This window comes from Pseudomonas sp. FSL L8-0168, from assembly GCF_037976155.1.
GTDB classification, from domain to species: Bacteria; Pseudomonadota; Gammaproteobacteria; order Pseudomonadales; family Pseudomonadaceae; genus Aquipseudomonas; species Aquipseudomonas paracarnis.
On the sequence record NZ_CP150262.1, the window covers coordinates 5,691,137 to 5,711,515 of the forward strand.

Sequence of the window (20,379 nt, forward strand, 5' to 3'; positions counted from 1 at the left end):
CTCAACCCGTAATAAGGAATATAAGAATATGTTGAAGCAACGGATGAGTCTGATCGCTCTGGGGATTTTGAGCGCATCGACAGCAATGGCAAACGACCAGGAGCAATCCAAGGGTTTCGTTGAAGACAGCCACCTGAACATCGCAGCACGTAACGCCTACATCAGCCGTGACTACAAAAACGGCAAGCAGGACAAAGCTGAATGGGGCCAAGGCTTCATCGGCAAGTTCGAGTCCGGCTTCACCCAAGGCACCGTGGGTGTGGGTGTGGATGTGATTGGCCAATACGCTATCCGCCTGGACGGTGGTAAAGGTCGCGCTGGCGCCGGCGGTATCGACTTCTTCAAGCAGGGCAACGGCACTCTTGATGACAACGGCAAGCCAAACCCAGGCTCGGCACCGCACGACCTGGCCAAAGGCGGCGCTGCCGTTAAGTTCCGCGTTTCCAACACTGTACTCAAGTACGGTGATCAGTTCCCGGCTGTGCCTGTGCTGCAGTACGACAACTCTCGCCTGTTGTCGGAAACCTACACCGGTACTTCGATCGTCTCTAAAGAAATCGCCGGTCTGCAATTGGACGCGGGTCATTTCACTAAAGAAGCGCGCAAGAGCATGGAAGGCACCGACAGCGGCCGCCTGAAAAGCATCGACTATATCGGTGGTAGCTACAAATTCACCGAGAGCCTGTCGGCTGCCCTTTACGCCTCCGACATGCAGGACGTGTTGAAGAAGCAATACGTCAACGTCAACTACGTGCTGGCCTTGCCGCAGCAGCAGTCGCTGACGTTTGACTTCAATGGCTACAAGACCAAGCTGGATCGCAGCTTCGCCTTGGAAAACCAAAAAGACGCTGACGCGCGCGACAACAAAATCTGGAGCCTGGGCGCCACGTGGGCCGTTGGCCCGCACAGCTTCACCATCGCTCACCAGCGCAGCACCGGTGACACTGGCTACCTGTACGGCGGCTACCGCAACGCCGGCGGTATCGGCGACGGCGGCAATACCATCTTGCTGGCCAACTCCTACTGGTCCGACTTCAACGGCAAGGACGAGCGCTCCTGGCAAGCAGGTTACGGCATCGACTTCGCCACCTTCGGCGTACCGGGCCTGACCTACAACATTGCCTACGTGCGCGGTACCAACATCGACGACGGTACCAACCGTGGCGATGGTACCGAGCGTGAAATCTGGAACCAGTTCAAGTACGTGGTACAGAGCGGCCCAGCCAAAGACCTGAGCCTGCGTGCTCGTGCCTCGTGGTTGCGCGTTTCCAACAACGCCAGCGAGTACAACGTAGGCGGTAACGAAATCCGTCTGTTCGCCGACTACCCGATCAACGTTTTCTAATTGATCGAATGTCGTGCCTGATGCCAGGCCATAAAAAACCCCGACTGGTTCGGGGTTTTTTTATGCCTGGAGGCTGCTACCTAGGCCTTGGCTGGCGCGAGTTTCTTGCAGTTTTCCTTGCGTGTCGGGTACTGCTCGCACTTGCGCAACACCGTTTGCACCTGCTGCGCATTCTGCAGTTGCTGGTTGGCCAGCAGCTTTTCGGTAATAAACAGTTCCTCCGAGCCCAGGTTGCGTTCTGCCTTATCGATCATCGCCAGTGCCGATTGCCCGTCACCGCGTTTGAGGTGGTAGCTGATCATCAAGTCATAGGTGGAAGGCCCGGCCAGGGACCAGTCCTTGATCGCCTGCAACTCTTTCACCGCTTCGCTGTTTTTGCCTTGGGCCAGGCGCACAGTATAGGCAGTGCGCCGAATGCTCGGCTGGTCTTTTACCGGCGAAGCCAGGGCCTTGCGGATGAAAGCGTCAGCGTCTGGCACCTTGTTTTTCTCCAGGGCATCAATCGCGAAGTACGCGTCTTTATAGCCCTGCAAAGCCTTCGCGACCTGGGGCGTGCTCTTCATTTTCGCCCAGCTTTGCGGGTTGACCCGGGCGCGGCGTTCCTGGCGATATTCGCGTTGCAAGTACTGGCGCAGCTCGGTGTCGCGGTCCATGGCCGACATATGTGAGCGGTTGAAATATTGGCTGGTCGCGGTGAGGCCGGTGGTCAAGCCATCCTTGACCAGCACGTCCAGCTCTTTGGTGAACTGGTTGAGATTGAACTGCTGCAGCGAATCCTGCATGGCATTCTTGCGCGCGGTGAGGAACCCCGTGAGCAAGGGTTTCTGCTTGCCTTGGAAGTCGTTGAGGCGTTCCAGGCTATGGGTGGCGGCTCGCGGCGCGTAACCGGCGCGGATCATCAAGTCGGTGCCCAGCAAGTCGGCCTGGTCTTCCTGGCTGCGGCCCCAGGCGGTGCTCCATACCTGATCGGAAAAGGTATTGGCCAGGGCGGTGTACAGCACGGTATTACCGATGGTCTTCTGGGTGCCGGCCGGGTCTTTACTGAACAGTTTCATCGTACCGGAGCTGCGGTCCACGCCCGTATCGGCAGCCATGGTGGCCAAGGCGACCGTGGAGGCCACGGTGGTGAACATGTCTTTCTGCTGCTGGAAAGCGGCCATGCGGTCATGGTGATGCAGCAATACGTGGCTCATTTCATGGCCAAGCATCGCGGCGATTTCATCTTCACTGGCGACGTTGTCCAGCATGCCCAGCGGCACGAACAGATTGCCGTAAGGGTCTGCCGACGGCCCGAAGCCATAGCTGTCGGTGATCTTCACCTGCAGCGGCGGCAACTCCCCCGGCCAGCCTTTGGACAAGCGCGTGACAATGCCCTGCAGGTAGGCTTGCAGCATGGGGATATCCACCAGGTTCTGCTGGCGCGCTTCAGCGGCCGGCACCGCACGCCCGTCGTAGCTCAGGCGCTGTTTGCTCTGACGTTGTGGGTCGAGCTTGTAATACTGGCGTACGTCGCTGTTGTCCACGTAGTGGCCCTGAACCCGGGACTGGGTCGAGGGCCCCACCAGGTTCAGAAATGCCTGGTCTGCGCCTTTCAAGGTGGCGCAACCACTGAGCACCGAACTGGCCAACAGGCTGGCTGCTACTAGATATCCCTTCACCGCAACGCTCCTTTTATTGATTGCAGCCGGCACCAAAACCGATGGTGGAGTTGTTGCGGCTGTCCTTGGCCTGGCTTTTGGTCAGGCCCTGGCAGGGCAGGTCCACGACGTTCAGCGGTGGCTCGATGCGCAGGTCCATGGTGTCCAGCCACACCTTCTGGCCTGCCAGTTCTACCTGCACCAGGTCCAGCGCCTGGTTGTACTGCAACACCGGCAGGGGCTGGGTGGGCGCGTCCTTTTTCGCCAGCTCACGTTGTTGCTTGCCCTGCTCGTCCAGCACGGTCACCGGGTCGGCGAGGAACGCCTTGATACTGTGGGTTTCTGCCCAGGCGCCCTGGGTGAAGAGGGCGGCGAGCAAGACGATGAGGCTTCTGTTCATCCTTGGTTTCCTTGAGTCAGATAGCAGAGCGGCGCACTCAGCGATCGCGGTCGAAGAAGGCTTCGATCCGCTCGCTGAACAGCACCAACGACAGCAACACAATGCCCAGCACGTTGACCGGGGTGATGTCATTGAGGCTCAGCAACACACTGACCCCCGCCAACATCGACATCACCAACAGCCACGACGGGCATGGCGAGGCAAAAAACCAGATTTCCTGGCGACGCCACCGGCTCCAGGGGCGATGGCCCGCCAGGCGACGTGCGTGCAGCGCCTTGAGCACGGCGATCAACGCCAGCAGCCCGAGCTCCAGCAGGTCCAGCCAATTGAACGGCAGGTGGGGGAAATTGGCCGGTTCATGGTCGTAGTCCATGCCCGTATTGATCAGGTTGTCCAGCGCCATGGCGTGCAGGTAAACGCCGGGGAGTTGGCCGTGCACCGGCGACTCCACCAAGTCCCCTGTCGAGGCGATATTGGCGCCCACCAACACCAGGCGGTCGCGCAGCAATTCGGCGACCAGTGCCTGGTCGTCGGGGTCGCTGACCTCCAGGTCACTGGCCGACAACGTCAGCGTATAAGGGCAGCGCGCCTGGGCCGAGTCATCGAGTTTCCAGAACACCGCCTGGAAGAACTGCGCCACCCCATCCAGCAAAAAATGCCGTGCCGGCGCGCAGTGGCGGATATCGGCAATACGCGCCTGCTCGGGTGCCAGCTTCAGCCCCCATTGCACCGCGATGGGCTGGCGCTGAGCAGCGGTTTGCGCATCCACCGGCGGCGGCTTGCAGTGCTGCGTGGCGCAGAACACCCGGTACAGCGACATGGCAGGGGTTTCCAACAACCCTGCCTGTGTCTTCATCGCCAGTGGATATTTGTCATCCACGCCTTCCCACACCACCAGGGCCGGCTGGCTCACCTGCATAAACGGCGCCAGCGTATTCGCCTGGCCCGCCTCTGCGCGCATCAACCCCGTATTGGCCAGCCACAGCGGGATGCCTTGGCGCTGATAACGCTCAAACACATTCGCCAGCAACTGACTGCCCCGCGCAGGGTCACCGAACGAGTGGTCGTGGCTATAAAGCAAATCCACAAACACCGCCTGGGGCTTGTACGCCAGCAACCGCTTGAACAACTTACTCTGCTCGCCATACGGCATGGGCCACGAACTGTTATTGCGCATCAGGTAGGCATCATCGATCAACACCACCGCCACCCGCTGCTGCCCAAGGCTCGGGTAGTGACTGGCGAACATGCGATTGAGCCACTGCGCCGACGCCTTGTCGCTGGAACTGGCCAGGCCGAAAGGATCAAGAATCGCCAGCAACACGATGATGACCGCCAGCCAATAGCGGCGGTATTTGAATAGCGGGGGTTTGGACAACATCCATGTCTCGATAAAAACGCAAGCAAGGCGGGGTTTTTAACGGAGTGGGGAGGGGGTGTCAATTGGAAAAGTGGCTAAGTGCCATATCGCGATGGGCGCATGGATCGTCATTCGTAAAAAAGCCCGGGCGTGTCCAGGCCGGGGTTTTATTCCGTGGGCTTCGGGCGGCCAGCCTAGGCACCACATCACTTCGCTATTGCTCAACGTTCCTGGGCTATTCAATCATCACCTCCCTCATCTCCTGGAAATAGGAGTGCGAAAAGGCAGTCTTTGTATTTGCCACCCTGGTAGTCGGTTGATTTGTCGATCTCACCGCGATGAGGCTTGCGCTGCGGGATGGCAAGGTGTGGACAGGATGTGGACATGCGGAAACAACAAAGCCCCCACATTTCTGTGGAGGCTTTGTTTTGTATGGTGCCGGCACCAGGAGTCGAACCCGGGACCTACTGATTACAAGTCAGTTGCTCTACCAACTGAGCTATACCGGCGTGTTAGGGCGACGATTATAGCGATTGGAAAGGTTCTGTAAACCCCTGAATTCTGACTATTTTTGCAAAGTCGGAGGTTTCTCGCGATTAGGGCGTTTTCCCCGTGTCTTCACAGGTTGAAGAGCGCGTGCAAAGTACGGGTCCAACTCCATGCAGTAGACGAGATCGATAGGGTTCAAGCATCCCTTGGACAGACCCCCTCGTAACCTGATGCACAACGGGCTTTACCCCTTGCCAAACGCGCCAAACAGCCCGCACAAAGAGCCCGTTATGCGTCTGGCGCCAGATGCTTATGCACAATCGGTTGGTAACGGTTGTCCCGAAACAGCCATTTTGTGCAGCAGTTCTCAACACGCTGCAACTGCCTGTTTTGTGTGCATTTTATTTTGTGAACAAAAAATAACCAGGCCGGCTTTGGGTGTGAAGTGCCTATATCTAGGGCCTCTGCAAACTATTCATCAACAGAGTTATCCACAAGGCGCTTGTAGGATTTTTTGCCCTTTATTCGCGCTCGGCCAGCACCATCAGGTTGCGAGGGGTCAACGATGGTTCGCAGAAGCTGCCGACCTCGACGTTGTAGCCCTGTTCCACCATGAACAGTGCTCGGTCCAATACCAACCACAGTTCCAATGGGCGTCGAAACAAGCCTCTCACTAACTCAAGGTTGCGCACTTCGGCCAGGCGCTGCCAGCCGTGGGCTTCCAGGGCCTGCCAGTCCTGAACACCTGTGGATAAGCCCTTGAGGCTCGCCAGTTCCTGGCAGTAGTCGGCAAAGGATTTATCCAGCCAACTGGCGGGCAGGGAAGGTGTTGGCAGGTAGTCGTCGCAGCCGCGCACTTGCCGCTGTAGTTGGTCAAAGCCCAGGCGCCTGGCCATGGAGGTGTCTCGTTGTTGGCGTACACGGTTGCCGGCGGTGACGGTTTCGCTCAGGGGCAGGCCCAGGTCATCAATCGACAGTTGCAGCAGTGAGGCGCGCCCGGCGGCCGAGACGGCCTGATAACGGTCGGCGGTGATGCGGTTGTAGCAGCAGGGCGCCAGGGCCAGTTGTTTGCAGCCTGCGGCGCTGGCCAGTTGCAGCAGGCGCACATGCAGGTCGCCGCAGGCATGCAGGGCGACCGGTGTGTGTTCGGGCTGGATCGCGACATCCGCCATGACGTCTTGGAGGTGATGGGTTGCGTGGAGGTCGTGGCGATCACTCAAGGCTTGGCCGGAGGCGATGAGGGCGGGGTCGTGTTCCAGGCAGGTCAGCTGTTGGCCGGGTTGCAGCAGGCGGCGGCCTAGATGGCCTTTGCCGGCGCACCAGTCCAGCCAGTGGGCAGGCGTTTGGGCAAAAGTCAGCGCGGCGCCGAAGGCTTCGATCTGTTGCCATTTGCGCCCGGGCACGTCGACATTCAGGCGATGGCGAGCGGGCTCAAGGGTGTGCGTGGGTAACTTATCCACAGCGCCGAGGCGCAGCGCGCGAGCGGCCAGCTGTGGAAACGGTGCGGGCGCGGGCAGGTCGTGGGGTTGGTTATGACTGGCTTCAGCTTCGGCCAGCGAGCGCTGACGCAACCACCGGGATAATTCCGGATGCTCGGTTTCCCAGGGCAACTGCAACTGGGTAAAGGGCCGTGGTCGCCACAGCCCTTGGTGCTCGATCAGGAATGCATCCAGTGCCTGGAAGCGTGCCTCAACGTCCTTGGCACGCATCGACGCGCAGCCATTTTTCCAGCAGTTTGAAGCCGCGCACCAGCACGTAGGCCATCAGCAGGTAGAACAACCCCGCAGCGAAGAAAATCTCCACCGGCAGGTAAGTGCGCGCAATGATGGTGCGCGCCATGCCGGTCAGTTCCAGCAGGGTCACGGTGCTGGCCAGGGCGCTGGCCTTGAGCATCAGGATCACTTCGTTGCTGTAGGCCGGCAGGCCAATACGCGAGGCGCGTGGCAGAATGATGTAGAACAGCGTCTTGGGCTTGGACATGCCCAGGGCCCGCGCCGCTTCGATTTCTCCCGGCGGGATGGCCTGGATCGCACCGCGCAGGATCTCGGCGATATAGGCGGCGGTGTGCAGGGTCATAGTGGCGGTGGCGCACCAGAACGGGTCGCGCAGGTACGGCCACATGAAGCTGTTGCGCACGGCGTCGAACTGCGCCAGGCCGTAATACACCAGGAACAACTGCACCAGCAGCGGCGTGCCACGGAAGAAGAAAATGTAGCCGTAAGGCAGGGCGCTCACGTACCAGCGGCGCGAAGAGCGGGCGATGCCCAGAGGGATCGCCAGCAGCAGACCGGCGATCACGGCGATTGCCACCAGCTCCAGGGTCAAGGTTGCGCCCTGGGCCAACTTCGGCAGCCACTTGATGATCACGGCCCAGTTCAGGCCCAGGTCAAAGTGCGATAGCCAGCTGTAGTCGCCGCTCATTGGGTGCTCCTTGCAAAGCCGCGGGCGGCGCGTTTTTCCAGGAAGTGCATGCTGGTCATCGCCAGTACGGTCAGGCCCAGGTACATGAACGCCGCGACCATGAAGAAGGTGAAGGGTTGCTTGGTCACGGTCACGCCGATCTGCGCGTGGCGCATGATTTCTTCCAGGCCGATCACCGACACCAGCGCGGTGTCTTTCATCAGGATCATGAACAGGTTACCCAGGCCCGGCAGGGCGATACGCCACATTTGCGGCATGATCAGCCGGGTGAAAATCCGAAACTTCGACAGCCCCAACGCCACACCGGCTTCGCGGTGGCCCTTGGGAATGGCGAGGATCGCGCCGCGGAACACTTCCGTTGCGTAGGCGCCGAAGCACAGGCCCAGGGCGATGACGCCGGCGGCGAAGGCGCTCAGGGACAAGTCTGGATTGCCGAAGAACTCACCCAGGGCACGCATCAGATTGACGGTGCCGAAGTAAATCAGCAGCACCCACAGTAATTCGGGAATACCGCGAACGATGGTCGAATACGCACCGCCCAGCCATTGCAGCGGCTTGTACGGCGAAGTCTTGGCCAAGGCGCCGGCAAGGCCGAGCACCAGCCCCAGGCACAGGGCCGTGAGCGCCAGTTTGACGGTCATCAGCGCGCCGGCGGCGAGCGCCGGGCCGAATCCGTAGAGATCGAAATTCATGGTGTTTTCATATCGCGGCAGGCATTGCTAAAAGCCAGCGCGCTCGCAGGAGCGCGCCGGGCAGGCCGTTCAGATCATTCGATGCTGAACGGGAAGTACTTGTCGTTGATCTTTTTGTAGGTGCCGTCTGCCTTGATCTCTGCCAGGGCTTTGTTCAGGCGCTCGCGCAGCGGGTCGCCCTTGCGTACGGCGATACCGATCTTGTCGCTTTCTACCACCGGGTCGCCTTTGAATTCATAGGCCGAGCCGTCTTTGCTCTTGAGCCATTCGTACTGCACGTACTTGTCAGCCAGGATGCCGTCGAGGCGACCGGAGGTCAGGTCGAGGTAGGCGTTTTCCTGTGTGTCGTAGAGCTTGGCTTCGGTGTCCGGCAGCTTGTCTTCCAGGTAGGTACCGGCCAGCGTTGCGCGCTGTGCACCGATCACCTTGCCTTTGAGGTAAGTGGCGTCGGTCTTGAAATCCGCAGTGGCTTTGGGCGCAATGAACTGCAGCTTGTTGGAATAGTACGGGTCGGTGAAGTCCACCGCCTGCTTGCGCTCGTCGGTGATCGACAGCGAGGACACCAGGAAGTCGAACTTCTTGGCGTTCAGGGCCGGGATGATGCCGTCCCAGTCGGACACATACACTTCGCACTTTTCGACTTTCATCTTGGCGCACAGGGCGTCGCCGATGTCCTTGTCGAAGCCGACAACGTTACCGCTGGCGTCTTTATTGTTGAACGGCGGGTAGGCCGCTTCGATCCCCATTTTCAAGGTTTCTGCCATGGCCGTGGCGCTGAACGCCATCGAGACGGCCGCGGCCAGAAGGAATTTCTTATAGGTCTGCATGCATGTTGCTCCGTTAGCGGTTGCTGGACATGAATTGTTTGCAGCGCGCCGAAAGCGGGTTTTCAAACACCTGCTGTGGCGATCCTTGCTCTTCGACCAGGCCCTGGTGCAAAAACACCACTTCGCTGGATACCTGACGGGCGAAACCCATTTCGTGGGTGACCAGCAGCATGGTGCGGCCTTCTTCGGCCAGTGCGCGGATCACATTAAGTACTTCCTGAACCATTTCCGGGTCAAGCGCCGACGTCGGCTCATCGAACAGGATGACTTTAGGTTGCATCGCCAGGGTGCGGGCAATCGCCGCCCGCTGTTGCTGGCCGCCGGAGAGTTGCGCAGGGTAAGCGTGGCGCTTGTCGGCAATACCGACCTTGGCCAGCAGGGCCTCGGCCACTTCTATGGCTTCTGCCTTGCTTTGGCCGAGCACGCGACGAGGGGCCTCGATGATGTTGTCGAGGATGCTCATGTGCGGCCACAGGTTAAAGTTTTGAAACACAAACCCGATTTCGCTGCGCAGGCGGTTGATCTGCTTGCCGTCGGCGGCCATCAGTTCGCCGTTTTTCGCGGCCTTGAGCTTGAGTTCTTCGCCGGCCACCAGGATCTGGCCCTGGTGCGGGTTTTCCAGCAGGTTGATGCAGCGCAGGAAGGTGGACTTGCCGGAACCGGAGGAACCCAGGATCGAGATCACATCGCCGTCGCGAGCGGTCAGCGAGATACCCTTGAGTACCTCAAGCTCACCATAGCGTTTGTGCAAGTTGCGGATTTCAAGCGCGGGCGTGGCCTCGGCCATGTGCGGTCCTCATTGTGTTCGTTGCGATCTTCGCTGTTGGGCCGCCTTCCTGGCGAGGCGCCAAGCTAGCATAGCGTTTGGATGACAGCCAACAGCGCTGCGGACGGTTAACCGATGGTCTGCGGCAGGGTGTCGCATCGGCGCAGTAGCGTGTCGCGCCATCAACAACCTACAGACGTTTGAACCGGAAAGATCCACAGGCTTCGCGTAAAAAAGGGCGCGATGGTGCCAGCTTTGGCCGGGTGTTGGAAGGGTTAACCGGGCAAACGGTCCATATCAGCCCGTTTATGGGGCGTCACGTACTTTTTGTGTGTGTTTTTGGTGCGTCGGATTGGCTGGAAGGTGAGTCGCACGGTAACGCTATAGCGGAATGCCATGATTCTCAATGACTTGCGAGTGCTGACGAATTGTCCTACAGCCCGCGTCAACTGCGGCTCTGTTACATTTTGGCGCAAATCTTGCGTAAAAAATAAAGAACGCCCTGTTGGATTCTTTTCACGAGAAAGGCTGCAGGCCGGGCGAACCGTTTTCGCAATTCCTCGCAAAGGTGTGTCAATGAGTAGTACGCAAAGCTCCAATGACCTCGAACAGGGGCTCAAACCGCGGCACGTCACCATGCTGTCGATTGCCGGCGTCATCGGCGCCGGTTTGTTTGTCGGCTCCGGCCATGCGATCGCTGCTGCCGGCCCGGCTGTACTGTTGGCCTATGCAGCCGCCGGTACACTGGTGGTCTTGGTAATGCGCATGCTGGCCGAGATGGCCGTTGCGTCACCCGATACCGGTTCGTTCTCTACCTATGCCGACCGGGCAATCGGCCACTGGGCCGGTTTCACCATTGGCTGGCTCTACTGGTGGTTCTGGGTGCTGGTGATTCCGTTGGAGGCCAACGCAGCGGCGACCATCCTGCACGCCTGGTTCCCCGACGTGGCGATTTGGGCGTTTACCCTAATCATTACGTTGTTGCTGACTGCAACCAACCTGTTCAGTGTGAAGAACTACGGTGAGTTCGAGTTCTGGTTTGCGCTGATCAAGGTCGTGGCGATCGTCGGCTTTGTGATCCTCGGCCTGGCCGCGATCTTCGGCTTCTTGCCCACCAGCCAGGTCAGCGGTGTTTCGCACTTGTTCGATACCCAAGGGTTCATGCCCAACGGCATGGGCGCGGTGTTGGCGGCGATCCTGACCACCATGTTCTCGTTCATGGGCACTGAGATTGTCACCATTGCTGCCGCCGAATCGAAGAACCCTGGCCAGCAAATCACCAAGGCCACCAATTCGGTGATCTGGCGGATTGGTTTGTTCTACCTGTTGTCGATCTTCATCGTGGTCTCCCTGGTGCCTTGGAACGATCCGACCTTGGCTGCCGTAGGTTCCTACCAGACTGTGCTGGAACGCATGGGCATTCCGAACGCCAAGCTGATTGTCGACCTGGTGGTGCTGGTTGCCGTGACCAGTTGCCTCAACTCGGCGCTGTACACCGCGTCGCGCATGCTGTTCTCCCTGGGCCGTCGCGGTGACGCACCGGCCGTGGCCAAGCGTACCAACAAGAGCGGCACGCCTTACTGGGCAGTGTTGCTGTCTACCGGCGCTGCGTTCCTGGCGGTATTTGCCAACTACGTCGCCCCGGCGGCCGTGTTCGAATTCCTGCTGGCCAGCTCCGGCGCCATTGCGTTGCTGGTGTACTTGGTGATTGCCGTGTCGCAACTGCGCATGCGTCAGAAGCGTGCGGCGGCGGGCGAGAAGATCGTGTTCAAGATGTGGTTGTTTCCTGGCCTGACGTACGCGGTGATGGTGTTTATCGTCGGTACGTTGACCATCATGCTGTTCCAGGAAGCGCACCGGGTCGAGATCATCGCCACCGGGATTCTGAGCTTGCTGGTGGTGTTGGCGGGGTTGGTGGTGGCGAGCCGTCGCAAGGCTCAAAGAGTGGGGGCTGCGGCGCTTAACTGACGAGAGACGGTGGTAGCGCACCGCGCAACAATGTGGGAGCCGGGCTTGCCCGCGATGACGGACTGCCAATCGATGTATTCGTCGCCTGACACACCGCCATCGCGGGCAAGCCCTAATGCCAGTCAGTTAAGACAGAATCGGTAACTGTGGCGAGGGAGCTTGCTCCCGCTGGGGCGCGAAGCGGCCCCAAAAATGGGACTGCTACGCAGTCCAGCGGGAGCAAGCTCCCTCGCCACAAGTCACTGGTTGTCTGCTCGAGCTCTTAACTGACTGGCATTAGGGCAAGCCCGCTCCCACATTTTTATTTTGCGTCAGTCGGGGGCGTTGGCCAGCGCCTGGGACGCCGCCACGTAGTCGGCCTGGAACTGCGGCGACTCAATCCACGCCAATGCGGCGGCTTCATCATCGCTGTCCGTCGCCCACTGCCGATACTCGATCAGCGCCGCCAGGATAAAGTCGGTCGCTTCCTCTTCGCCTTCCTGCTCCAGCACCAACGCCAGCAACGGGTGCGCCAGGAACACCGCACACAGCGCCTGCTGGCTGATCTCGCCGGCGGTACGCATTTCGACGAACAGTTCAGTCAAATCCACCGACTCAAGGTCGATGCGGCTGTCGTCGCCAGCAAAAGCATCCGGCTTGTGCGCCACGGCGCGCTGGGTGCGGTTTTGCTTGGCCTTGGCTTTTGCCCGGTGGGCGCGTTTTTGCTGCTTGTTTGGCGAGGCCATGGGCTTAACGTCCTTGGGGTCTGGGTTTAGAGGGTGTATTGAAGCGCAGGTTGGGGTAAATCCCAAGGGTTTCTCGGCCGGCGATGATTGCTGTAGTGCTCGACCTTATCTGCGCGGGTACTTAGGCTGACAGTCTATGGATCCACCAGAGCCCGCCCATGACCCGTGACACCCTGGAACACCATCAGGTCCCGATCTACTTCGTTGCCGTCTTTGCGGCCGTCACGTTTGGCCTGCTCTGGCCCTTGTCGGCGCAGGGCCTCAGCCTTTGGGTGACCCCTGCCATCGCCGTGCTGATGTATGCGATGTTTTTGCAGATCCCCTTTCTTGAGCTGCGCCAAGGCTTGGGCAACAAGCGCTTCATGGGGGCCTTGCTGCTGGCCAATTTCATCCTGGTGCCTTTGCTGGTGTGGGGGTTGACCCGCGGCCTGGTGGAATGCCCGGCGTTGCTGGTGGGCGCTCTGCTGGTGTTGCTGACGCCCTGTATCGACTACGTGGTGGTGTTTACCCATATCGGCAAGGGCGATTCGCGTTCGATGCTGGCGGCAACCCCGCTGTTGCTGTTGCTGCAACTGCTACTGTTGCCGGTATACCTGGGGCTGATGTTGGGCGAGCAATCCAGCGTGGTGGTAGCAGCGGGGCCATTTGTAGAGGCGTTCGTGGAGCTGATTGTGGTGCCGATGCTTCTGGCGGTCCTCACCAGCGCGCTTGCGCGGCGTTCGAGCGCTATCGGTCTTTGGAGCAGCGCCTGGGCGTGGTTGCCGGTGCCGGCGATGGCGCTGGTGTTGTTTGTCGTGCTCGCTTCGCACATCACTGCGGTGGTGCGAGATATCAACTTGTTGTTGCCGGTCATTCCAATCTACGTGGCCTTTGTATTGTTGGCGCCGTTGCTGGGCATTGGGGCTGCGCGGCTGTTCGCACTGCCAGCGGTGACGGCGCGGGCGGTGACGTTCAGTGCGTCGACCCGTAACTCGCTGGTGGTTTTGCCATTGGCGCTGGCCCTGCCGGAGGATGTGCGCGGTTTGGCCGCAACGGTGGTGATCCTGCAGACCCTGATCGAGCTGGTTGCCGAGTTGGCCTACGTTCGCCTGATCCCGGCAGTGGTGTGGCCCACCAGTCGGTAACCACGTAAATGTTCAGGTCTGTTCAGGCGCCATTCAGGGGCGCGTTCGGCACCATACGCCAGCGCTTCCCACCTGACAGGTCAACCGATGGATCACCGCAACCGTTTTCGCCTGGAGTCACTGGGTATTTTCCTGGTCGCTCTCTTGTTGTTCACAGTAGGTATCTGGGATCAGCAGCCCCAGGGTTTTGACGGGCGTTGGGCGCTGTTCCTGCAGGAAATGTATCGCCATGGTGCGAGTCTTTTCCCCACCACCTACGGCCAGCCCTATGCGGATTACCCCGGCACCGCGACCTTCTTCAGTTACCTATTCGCCCGATTGTTTGATGCGCCGAACCACTTGGCGAATGTGCTGCCCACGGCGCTCGCGTCGGCGGGGGTGATCGCGCTGATGTATCGCCTGCTGGCAACCTACAGCCGTGCCTGGTCGCTGCTGACGGTGCTGCTCACGCTGCTCACCGCCCAGTTACTCGAAAAGTCGCGCTCGGTGTGCCTGGATCAGATGGTCGCGTTGTTATGCGTGGGCAGTTTCTATCTGCTGCACACCGGCGAACGCCTCGGGTCACGGCTGAGGCAACTGGCGGTGTTCCCGCTGTTCATCCTGGGTTTTGCCATACGTGGGCCGCTGGGGTTGATTGAAGTCTGCGGGGTGGTGTGTGTGTATTGGGCGTTGGGCAAACCGGGGGTGCGTGTCCGGCAGATCCTGATCCACGGCGTTGTCGGTCTGGTGTTGCTCGCCGCGTGCTGGTGGTTACTGATGAAGCTTGCGCGGTTCAGTGGTGGCAATGCGTTTGCCGATGAAGTCTTCAAGATGCAAGTCGGTGGGCGTCTGGATGAGTCGGGTGAGCCGTTTTACTTTTACTTCCAACTGAGCTTGTACCGCTACTTCCCGGTGGTACCGCTGGCGTTTGCAACCCTGTTTGCGTTGCGCCATCGCTGGCCCGAGCGTTGGGGCAATGAGCACCTGCAATTGCTGGTGCGGTTCGGGGGCTGCGGCTTGATGATTCTGCTCGGCCTGTCGGTACCGCACTTCAAGCGCGCTTATTACATTCTGCCGATGGTGCCGATGTTTGCGGCTGTCGCTGCCTATGGACTGCTGCATGCGCAAGGCTGGCTGGTGGGCGTGCGTCGTGGCTACGAATGGCTGGTCGCGGCGCTGCCGGCGTTGTGCGTGGTTGTGTTGCTTGTGTGTCGACACGCCTGGCACAAGCAGGGCTACTGGCCGGAGATTTCCTTGCCGTTGATGATCGGCGTGCTGGTGGTGCTGCAAGCCGCAGCGTTGATTGCCTGGCAGCGAGCATGGCGGTTGGTGTGGCTCAGTCTGATCGCCCTGGCGGCGCAATGGCTGTTGCTGGTGACGGTGATAGAGCCGGCCAAGGACCTGCAATTCGATACTCGGCGGTTTGTCAGCCAGGTGGAGGCGTTGCGCCAGGCGCAGCCGGGCCCTTTGGTATTTGTCGACCTGGCACGGGATACCTGGGCGGTGCGCTACATGATGAACCTGGATCACGATGAACAGCCGCTGTTTGTCGGGCGACACGAGCTTGAGAAATTGGCGGCGCTGCCCCGGCCCTCGTGGGTGATCGTGTCGCGCAAGGAGACCGCGCTGTTGAAGGGGTCGCCGGTGGAGCACTTGGCGCTGAGCTATCAAGGGCGCTTGAATGACAACCCGCTGATGGTGTTTTTGCTCAAGTAAGGAGGCCCTTGAGCCAAGGGCCTGCCGAGCAGATGATTATTTACAACGGAAGCTTTCAGGCATCGTGACCGTGTAATTGCGCTGCACGCGGTCCTGGAAATTCAGATTCTGCAAACCCTGCTGTACCAGGAAGGCTTCTACCTTGGCGGCTTGGCAATCGTCGTTATAGGACGACGCCCGTAGCAGGTAGACCGCGCGCCTGCTCACTTCATCACGAGCGGTGACCCGGAAGATGGTGAGCGTGGTGTAGCCGGTGCGCTCCGAGGTCCCTACCGGGCCGTAGGAGGTGTTCGGGGTGCTGGTGCAGGTCAGTTGGTCGGTCTTTTTCTTGTTCTTCTTGCATTGGGTGGTGGTGCTGTTTGCCACTTGCCCGTATTCGGTGGCGGTGTAGCGATACGTCACCTGCTTGCTGTCGACATCCAGGGTAACGGTCATTTTGATCGGCGCGTGGTTCTTGGGCAGCGTGGTGTCGGTGAAGACATTGCGAAAGCCCTGGTCCTGCATGGCGCGGACCATGTCACGCAAGTAGTAGCGGGCGTTGAGCGAGTTTTCATCACTGCCGCCAGTGGAGGTCACCAGCACGGTTGCCTGTCGGTCGAAGTGATAGTCGGGATCAGGCGTCGCGTTGATCGCTACGTCCAGCTGCGTGGCACACCCACTGAGCAGGGCGGCCAGTATGAATAGGGTGCAAAGCAAGAAGCGGGTCATGAAAAAACCTTACAACTGAGATTTGGGTAAAGGCTGAACGATTGAGTCCAGCCAAAAATAACCCTCAATCGTCTTGCTGCGACATCGTGTCCGTAAATGCGTGAGTCGCATTAAATCGCAGGCAATAAAAAACCCCAAGGAACACATTGTTCCTTGGGGTTTCTCGGTATTTTGGTGCCCAGAGACGGAATCGAACCGCCGACACGGGGATTTTCAATCCCCTGCTCTACCGACTGAGCTATCTGGGCAACGGGGCGCATTAAACGGGTTTTTCAGGGGGTCGTCAAGCAAGTTTTCAAAAAATATTTAATTATTACCGTCGCTTACGTGCCGACCCCGGTTTTTGATCAATTATTGAGCAGGTGGGACGTAGCCTTCGGCCTGGGCGTATTCCTCGCCGGAAAAGAACTTGTCCATTTCGCCCTGCAGGTATTTGCGGTCTTCGGCGTTCATCATGTTCAGGCGTTTTTCGTTAATCAGCAGGGTCTGGTGTTTTTGCCAGTCGGCCCACGCCTGGGCGGAAACGTTATCGTAGATGTCCTGGCCTTTGGCACCCGGAAAAGGGGCACGTTCCAGGGCTGGCAGTTCTTCTTTGTACTTACGGCACATAACGGTGCGGGTCATGACGAAACTCCTGCGTTCAATACGTCGGCCGCGCGCTTGAGCAATGTTTTTACCGGGGCGGCAAGGCCCAGGCGCGGCGGGGTGGCGAGGTTATACCAGAGCCAGTCGGCCTCGGCCACGTGATGGGCGGTTTCCTCGACCTGGACCAGCCAGGGTTCGATGGCCAACTGGAAGTGGCTGAAGGTGTGGATCAGCCCCGGCAGTTCCTGATGCTTGCCCAGCGCGAGTGCATGCTGGTTGGCCAGGTGGTCAAGGTCGCCCAGGTCATCCAGCTCCGGCAAGCTCCACAAGCCGCCCCACAAGCCCGTAGACGGGCGACGGTAAAGCAGGATCGCGCCCTCGGCGTTCGCCAGCATGGGCATCAGCGTGCGCTTTTGCGGAATGGTCTTGCGCGGCTTGGGGATCGGGTAGCGCGTCTCCAGGCCGAGCATGTGGGCTTCGCAGCCTTTTTCCAGCGGGCACAACAAGCAACTGGGTTTGCTGCGGGTGCAGAGCGTGGCGCCCATGTCCATCATTGCCTGGGTGTAGGCGTTGACGCGGGTATGGGGTGTAAAGCGCTCTGCGGTGGCCCACAGCTGCTTGGCCACCTTGGGCTCGCCAGGGTAACCCTCTTGCGCGGTAAAGCGCGCCAGCACGCGTTTGACGTTGCCGTCGAGGATCGGCGCGCGCAGGCCCATACTCAGGCTGGCAATCGCGCCAGCGGTGGACAGGCCGATGCCCGGCAGCTCGGTGAGCTTTTCGACGTCGCGGGGAAACTCACCGCCGTATTCGGCGACAACGATCTTGGCGGTTTTTTGCAGGTTACGCGCCCGGGTGTAGTAGCCCAGGCCCGTCCACAGGTGCAGCACTTCGTCTTCCGGCGCGGCGGCCAGGGCTTCGACCGTGGGCAGAGACGCCATGAAACGGTCGAAATAATTGAGCACGGTGCTCACCTGGGTCTGTTGCAGCATGATCTCCGACACCCACACCCGATACGGCGTGATGCCCTGTTGCCAGGGCAGGTCGTGGCGGCCGTGGCGGTCGTACCAGTCCAGCACCGCCTGTGAAAACTGCTCGTTTTTCATCGGTTGAACAGGCCTTTCAATGCGTCTTTGAGCTTGGGATTAACCTTGTCGAGTTTCTCTTCCAGCTTCTCGTTCAGGCGATTGCCGGCCGCCTTGAGGGCGACCTGGCCCAGGCCGTCCTTGTCCAGGCGGCAGGCTTTGGCGCCCAGCTCCAGCGGGCCACGGCAGCGCAGCGGTACCTCTATGCCCTGGAAGTTGGCGCCGACCTGGCAGGCTGGGTCCGGCACGTCGCGCTTGTCGCCTTCAACGATGATGCCGACGCGGTAGTCCATACCCAGCACACGTAAATCCACATCACCGTTGCCGTTGAGCGTCAGGCCAGGAATGCGCACTTTCAGGTCGGGGTTGCTGGCCACGCCGTTACGGAACGTGAGGTTGCCGCGCAGTTCCTGGAAGGGCGTGTCCTTGCCGCCTGGCGTGGTGCTCAGGGTCTTGCGGTTGAGCAGGGCGATGCCGGTACACAGTTGCTGCTCAATGTTGGCATTGAGCAGCACACCGTTGTTGATCACGAGGCTGGCGGTGCCGTTGAGGCTGTCGATCAGGGCCTTCTGGCTGTTGCCGCGGCCGCTGAGGTTGCTGTCGAGGGTGAGCTGGCCTTTGACCGGCGGAGTTTTCCCTTGGGCCTGCAGGATGCGTTCAACAGGTACCTGCTTGATGTGGCTTTGCAGGGCCAGCACTGGCGTGTCCTGGCGCACGTCGAGTGTGCCGTTGGCCTGGAACGTGCCGTTGTAGAGGCCGCCGCTAAGGGTGTCGAGCTTGAGTTGCCCGTCAATGCCGGAGGCTTTAAGCACCGCATTTTGAATGGGCAATTGGCTAAGGGTCAGCTCGCCAAAGGCCAGGTCTGCATTTACGTCCAGGCTGCGCAGGCGCGTCAGCGGCAGCAGTTTGTCATTGCTCCAGGCACCTTTGGTCGGCGCCTCGGGCAATGGCGTGTTGCCGCCTGCCGCCATGGCGCCGGCCTCGCTGCTCTGTACTTCGGCCTGGCGTGCAGCGGTTGCACCTTTGGCGGCTTCGGATTTGGCCGGCAGGTAATTGTCGGCATTGAAGGTATCGCCCTTGAGCTGCACACGCAGGGACTGCTTGGCGAAATCATCCACGGCGACGCGGCCGGTGAAGGTGCTGCCATCGAGCTTCAGGTTCAGGTCTTCCAGGGCGACGCTGGTGGGCGTGCCCTTGAGGCGGCTCACCAGCTCGACCTTGCTCAGGCTACCTGGGGCCATGGCTGGCAGTGGGTGGCCGATGCTCTCAAGAAACTTGGCCAGGTCAAACTGGGCAACCGATAGGGCGCCGCTGATTTGCGGGGTTTTGTCCAGGTCATTGGCCTTCAGTTCGCCCAAGGCGCGCAATTGGTTGGCCGCCAGTTTCAGGTTGGTCCATTCGGCGACGTTGGCCGCCAGGTCCACCAGCAGTTGGCCCTGGGTAGAGAAGCTCACGGTCTTGCCTTGCAGCGGCTCGCCGGTGGCTTCACCGCTAAAGCGCATGTCTTCGAACTGGTAGCGCTTGAGGGCACGCTGGATGCGCAAGTTGCCGTTCAGCTCGGTCTTGACGCGCATCAGTGGCTGGTTGCTGCCCAGGAATGCGGTGAGTTTGAGCGGAATGCTGGCGCCTTCGTGGATGGCCCCGGCGCTCAACTGGATGCTCTCGGCACTCAATTGCTTGCCGGTTTGTTCATCGGTGTATTCAACACGAGCGTTGTTGATGGTCAGGCTGTCGATGTCCAGGCGGATCGGCTGTGGCGGTTTTTCCGGCTTGGTTTCGGCCACCGGCTCGACCGGCGCGGGAGCGGGAGTGTCCGTGGTTTCATCAGGCAGGTTCTTGCCGATGTCTTCCCAGTTGCCGTGGCCTTGCTTGTCGCGGTTCAGGCGCAGGTTCAGGCCCTCGACACGCACATCGCTCATCTGCACTTCGCGGCGCAGCAGCGGCAGTACGCGTACCGACAGGCCGAGCATCTGCAAATCGGCGAAAGGTTGAGTCGGTGCGGTCAGGGTCGCGACGCTGGCTTCGTGAAGCTCCAGGCCCAGCCAGGGGAACAGGCTCCAGCCGATATCGCCATTGAGCGTCAGCTCGATGTGGGCCTTGTCGCGGGCTATCTGGCGAATTTCTTCTTTGTAGTCGTTGGGATCGAAAAGGTGGGTCAGGGCAAAGCCGAGCGCCACAATGATCAGCAACAGCCCGAGAAGTACCAGACCCAGGATTTTGCCGAACGCTTTCATGGGCGAGTCCTTGTATGTCGATTTCAAAATGTAGCCGCAGAGTATAACGCCCGAAGGCCGGCGTCAGTTCACGGATCGTTACATTGTATCCACCGGCGTGGAAATGGGATTTTGACGTCAGAAAAATACAGACAATCCAAAAAAGGTAGTGGCAGTTTGATTTTTCTGTCATCCACTGGTGCTAATCTCTGCACGTTCGTCCGCCTTCTGCGACTTAAGGTCGCGCCTAAAAGGAAGTTTCACTCAACAAAACGGCCACGCTTTGCGTGCAAGGCCGAGGGAGAGAGCGCCCGACGGACGCATACCAATAACTGGGGGAAA

Annotated in this window: 17 protein-coding genes and 2 tRNA genes; 4 read left to right on the plus strand and 15 right to left on the minus strand. The window is 59.9% G+C overall.

What is annotated here, in order from left to right:
* Positions 1–28: 28 nt before the first annotated feature.
* A complete protein-coding gene (locus MHH62_RS26100) occupies positions 29–1,345 on the plus strand; it encodes an OprD family porin (RefSeq protein WP_014716498.1) in 1,317 nt (438 codons plus the stop codon).
* Positions 1,346–1,425: 80 nt separating this feature from the next.
* Here the strand turns inward: MHH62_RS26100 and MHH62_RS26105 are convergent, their stop codons facing one another.
* The 9 genes from MHH62_RS26105 to MHH62_RS26145 form a co-directional block, all read right to left on the minus strand.
* A complete protein-coding gene (locus MHH62_RS26105; RefSeq protein ID WP_032901798.1) occupies positions 1,426–3,003 on the minus strand; it encodes a M48 family metallopeptidase in 1,578 nt (525 codons plus the stop codon).
* Between the two features lie 13 nt (positions 3,004–3,016).
* Entirely contained in the window at positions 3,017–3,382 is a 366-nt protein-coding gene (locus tag MHH62_RS26110; RefSeq protein ID WP_014716500.1) for a hypothetical protein, read from the minus strand.
* 37 nt (positions 3,383–3,419) lie between these two features.
* Positions 3,420–4,763, minus strand: a complete 1,344-nt coding sequence (locus MHH62_RS26115; RefSeq protein ID WP_191948809.1) for a CHASE2 domain-containing protein — start codon at positions 4,761–4,763, stop codon at positions 3,420–3,422.
* Positions 4,764–5,175: 412 nt separating this feature from the next.
* Positions 5,176–5,251 (minus strand) — tRNA-Thr (locus MHH62_RS26120).
* 501 nt (positions 5,252–5,752) lie between these two features.
* Positions 5,753–6,940, minus strand: a complete 1,188-nt coding sequence (locus tag MHH62_RS26125) for a methyltransferase (protein WP_339232142.1) — start codon at positions 6,938–6,940, stop codon at positions 5,753–5,755.
* Complete coding sequence (locus MHH62_RS26130; RefSeq protein WP_032803763.1) at positions 6,921–7,610, minus strand: ABC transporter permease; 690 nt, start codon at positions 7,608–7,610, stop codon at positions 6,921–6,923. Before MHH62_RS26130 ends, MHH62_RS26125 begins: the two co-directional genes overlap by 20 nt.
* Positions 7,611–7,648: 38 nt before the next feature.
* A complete protein-coding gene (locus tag MHH62_RS26135; protein WP_005783890.1) occupies positions 7,649–8,344 on the minus strand; it encodes an ABC transporter permease in 696 nt (231 codons plus the stop codon).
* A 74-nt stretch (positions 8,345–8,418) separates the two neighbouring features.
* The gene (locus MHH62_RS26140; protein WP_014716503.1) at positions 8,419–9,171 is read right to left on the minus strand and encodes an ABC transporter substrate-binding protein; all 753 of its coding nucleotides are present in this window, start codon (positions 9,169–9,171) and stop codon (positions 8,419–8,421) included.
* A 13-nt stretch (positions 9,172–9,184) separates the two neighbouring features.
* On the minus strand, positions 9,185–9,958 hold the full coding sequence (locus MHH62_RS26145; RefSeq protein WP_010213906.1) for an ABC transporter ATP-binding protein: 774 nt from the start codon (positions 9,956–9,958) through the stop codon (positions 9,185–9,187).
* 555 nt (positions 9,959–10,513) lie between these two features.
* Between MHH62_RS26145 and gabP the strand changes: the two genes are divergently transcribed.
* A complete protein-coding gene (gene gabP, locus MHH62_RS26150) occupies positions 10,514–11,905 on the plus strand; it encodes a GABA permease (protein ID WP_020302403.1) in 1,392 nt (463 codons plus the stop codon).
* 311 nt (positions 11,906–12,216) lie between these two features.
* Here the strand turns inward: gabP and MHH62_RS26155 are convergent, their stop codons facing one another.
* Complete coding sequence (locus MHH62_RS26155) at positions 12,217–12,630, minus strand: hypothetical protein (RefSeq protein WP_014716505.1); 414 nt, start codon at positions 12,628–12,630, stop codon at positions 12,217–12,219.
* 158 nt (positions 12,631–12,788) lie between these two features.
* On the opposite strand from MHH62_RS26155, the gene MHH62_RS26160 reads away from it, so the two are divergent.
* Together MHH62_RS26160 and MHH62_RS26165 are read left to right on the plus strand one after the other, a co-directional pair.
* Entirely contained in the window at positions 12,789–13,754 is a 966-nt protein-coding gene (locus tag MHH62_RS26160) for an arsenic resistance protein (protein ID WP_339232143.1), read from the plus strand.
* An 87-nt stretch (positions 13,755–13,841) separates the two neighbouring features.
* Positions 13,842–15,449 carry a hypothetical protein gene (locus MHH62_RS26165; protein WP_339232144.1) on the plus strand — a complete coding sequence of 536 codons (1,608 nt, stop codon included), beginning with the start codon at positions 13,842–13,844 and terminating at the stop codon, positions 15,447–15,449.
* 36 nt (positions 15,450–15,485) lie between these two features.
* Here MHH62_RS26165 and MHH62_RS26170 read toward each other — a convergent pair whose 3' ends face one another.
* The 5 genes from MHH62_RS26170 to MHH62_RS26190 form a co-directional block, all read right to left on the minus strand.
* On the minus strand, positions 15,486–16,157 hold the full coding sequence (locus MHH62_RS26170; RefSeq protein ID WP_198833677.1) for a hypothetical protein: 672 nt from the start codon (positions 16,155–16,157) through the stop codon (positions 15,486–15,488).
* Positions 16,158–16,329: 172 nt separating this feature from the next.
* Positions 16,330–16,405, minus strand: a tRNA-Phe gene (locus tag MHH62_RS26175).
* Between the two features lie 103 nt (positions 16,406–16,508).
* On the minus strand, positions 16,509–16,781 hold the full coding sequence (locus MHH62_RS26180; RefSeq protein ID WP_014716509.1) for an oxidative damage protection protein: 273 nt from the start codon (positions 16,779–16,781) through the stop codon (positions 16,509–16,511).
* Entirely contained in the window at positions 16,778–17,845 is a 1,068-nt protein-coding gene (gene mutY, locus MHH62_RS26185) for an A/G-specific adenine glycosylase (protein ID WP_020302399.1), read from the minus strand. The genes MHH62_RS26180 and mutY overlap by 4 nt, the downstream gene beginning before the upstream one ends.
* Positions 17,842–20,058 (minus strand): AsmA family protein, encoded by a 2,217-nt coding sequence (locus tag MHH62_RS26190; protein WP_339232146.1) that lies wholly within the window; start codon positions 20,056–20,058, stop codon positions 17,842–17,844. The genes mutY and MHH62_RS26190 overlap by 4 nt, the downstream gene beginning before the upstream one ends.
* Positions 20,059–20,379: the final 321 nt, after the last annotated feature.

Excerpts from the sequence above, each read along its gene's own strand:
- MHH62_RS26100 (WP_014716498.1), top strand. The coding sequence starts at position 29 with ATGTTGAAGCAACGGATGAGTCTGATCGCTCTGGGGATTTTGAGCGCA.
- MHH62_RS26110 (WP_014716500.1), bottom strand. The coding sequence starts at position 3,382 with ATGAACAGAAGCCTCATCGTCTTGCTCGCCGCCCTCTTCACCCAGGGC.
- MHH62_RS26115 (WP_191948809.1), bottom strand. The coding sequence starts at position 4,763 with ATGTTGTCCAAACCCCCGCTATTCAAATACCGCCGCTATTGGCTGGCG.
- MHH62_RS26125 (WP_339232142.1), bottom strand. The coding sequence starts at position 6,940 with ATGCGTGCCAAGGACGTTGAGGCACGCTTCCAGGCACTGGATGCATTC.
- MHH62_RS26135 (WP_005783890.1), bottom strand. The coding sequence starts at position 8,344 with ATGAATTTCGATCTCTACGGATTCGGCCCGGCGCTCGCCGCCGGCGCG.
- MHH62_RS26140 (WP_014716503.1), bottom strand. The coding sequence starts at position 9,171 with ATGCAGACCTATAAGAAATTCCTTCTGGCCGCGGCCGTCTCGATGGCG.
- MHH62_RS26145 (WP_010213906.1), bottom strand. The coding sequence starts at position 9,958 with ATGGCCGAGGCCACGCCCGCGCTTGAAATCCGCAACTTGCACAAACGC.
- gabP (WP_020302403.1), top strand. The coding sequence starts at position 10,514 with ATGAGTAGTACGCAAAGCTCCAATGACCTCGAACAGGGGCTCAAACCG.
- MHH62_RS26155 (WP_014716505.1), bottom strand. The coding sequence starts at position 12,630 with ATGGCCTCGCCAAACAAGCAGCAAAAACGCGCCCACCGGGCAAAAGCC.
- MHH62_RS26160 (WP_339232143.1), top strand. The coding sequence starts at position 12,789 with ATGACCCGTGACACCCTGGAACACCATCAGGTCCCGATCTACTTCGTT.
- MHH62_RS26165 (WP_339232144.1), top strand. The coding sequence starts at position 13,842 with ATGGATCACCGCAACCGTTTTCGCCTGGAGTCACTGGGTATTTTCCTG.
- MHH62_RS26170 (WP_198833677.1), bottom strand. The coding sequence starts at position 16,157 with ATGACCCGCTTCTTGCTTTGCACCCTATTCATACTGGCCGCCCTGCTC.
- MHH62_RS26180 (WP_014716509.1), bottom strand. The coding sequence starts at position 16,781 with ATGACCCGCACCGTTATGTGCCGTAAGTACAAAGAAGAACTGCCAGCC.
- mutY (WP_020302399.1), bottom strand. The coding sequence starts at position 17,845 with ATGAAAAACGAGCAGTTTTCACAGGCGGTGCTGGACTGGTACGACCGC.
- MHH62_RS26190 (WP_339232146.1), bottom strand. The coding sequence starts at position 20,058 with ATGAAAGCGTTCGGCAAAATCCTGGGTCTGGTACTTCTCGGGCTGTTG.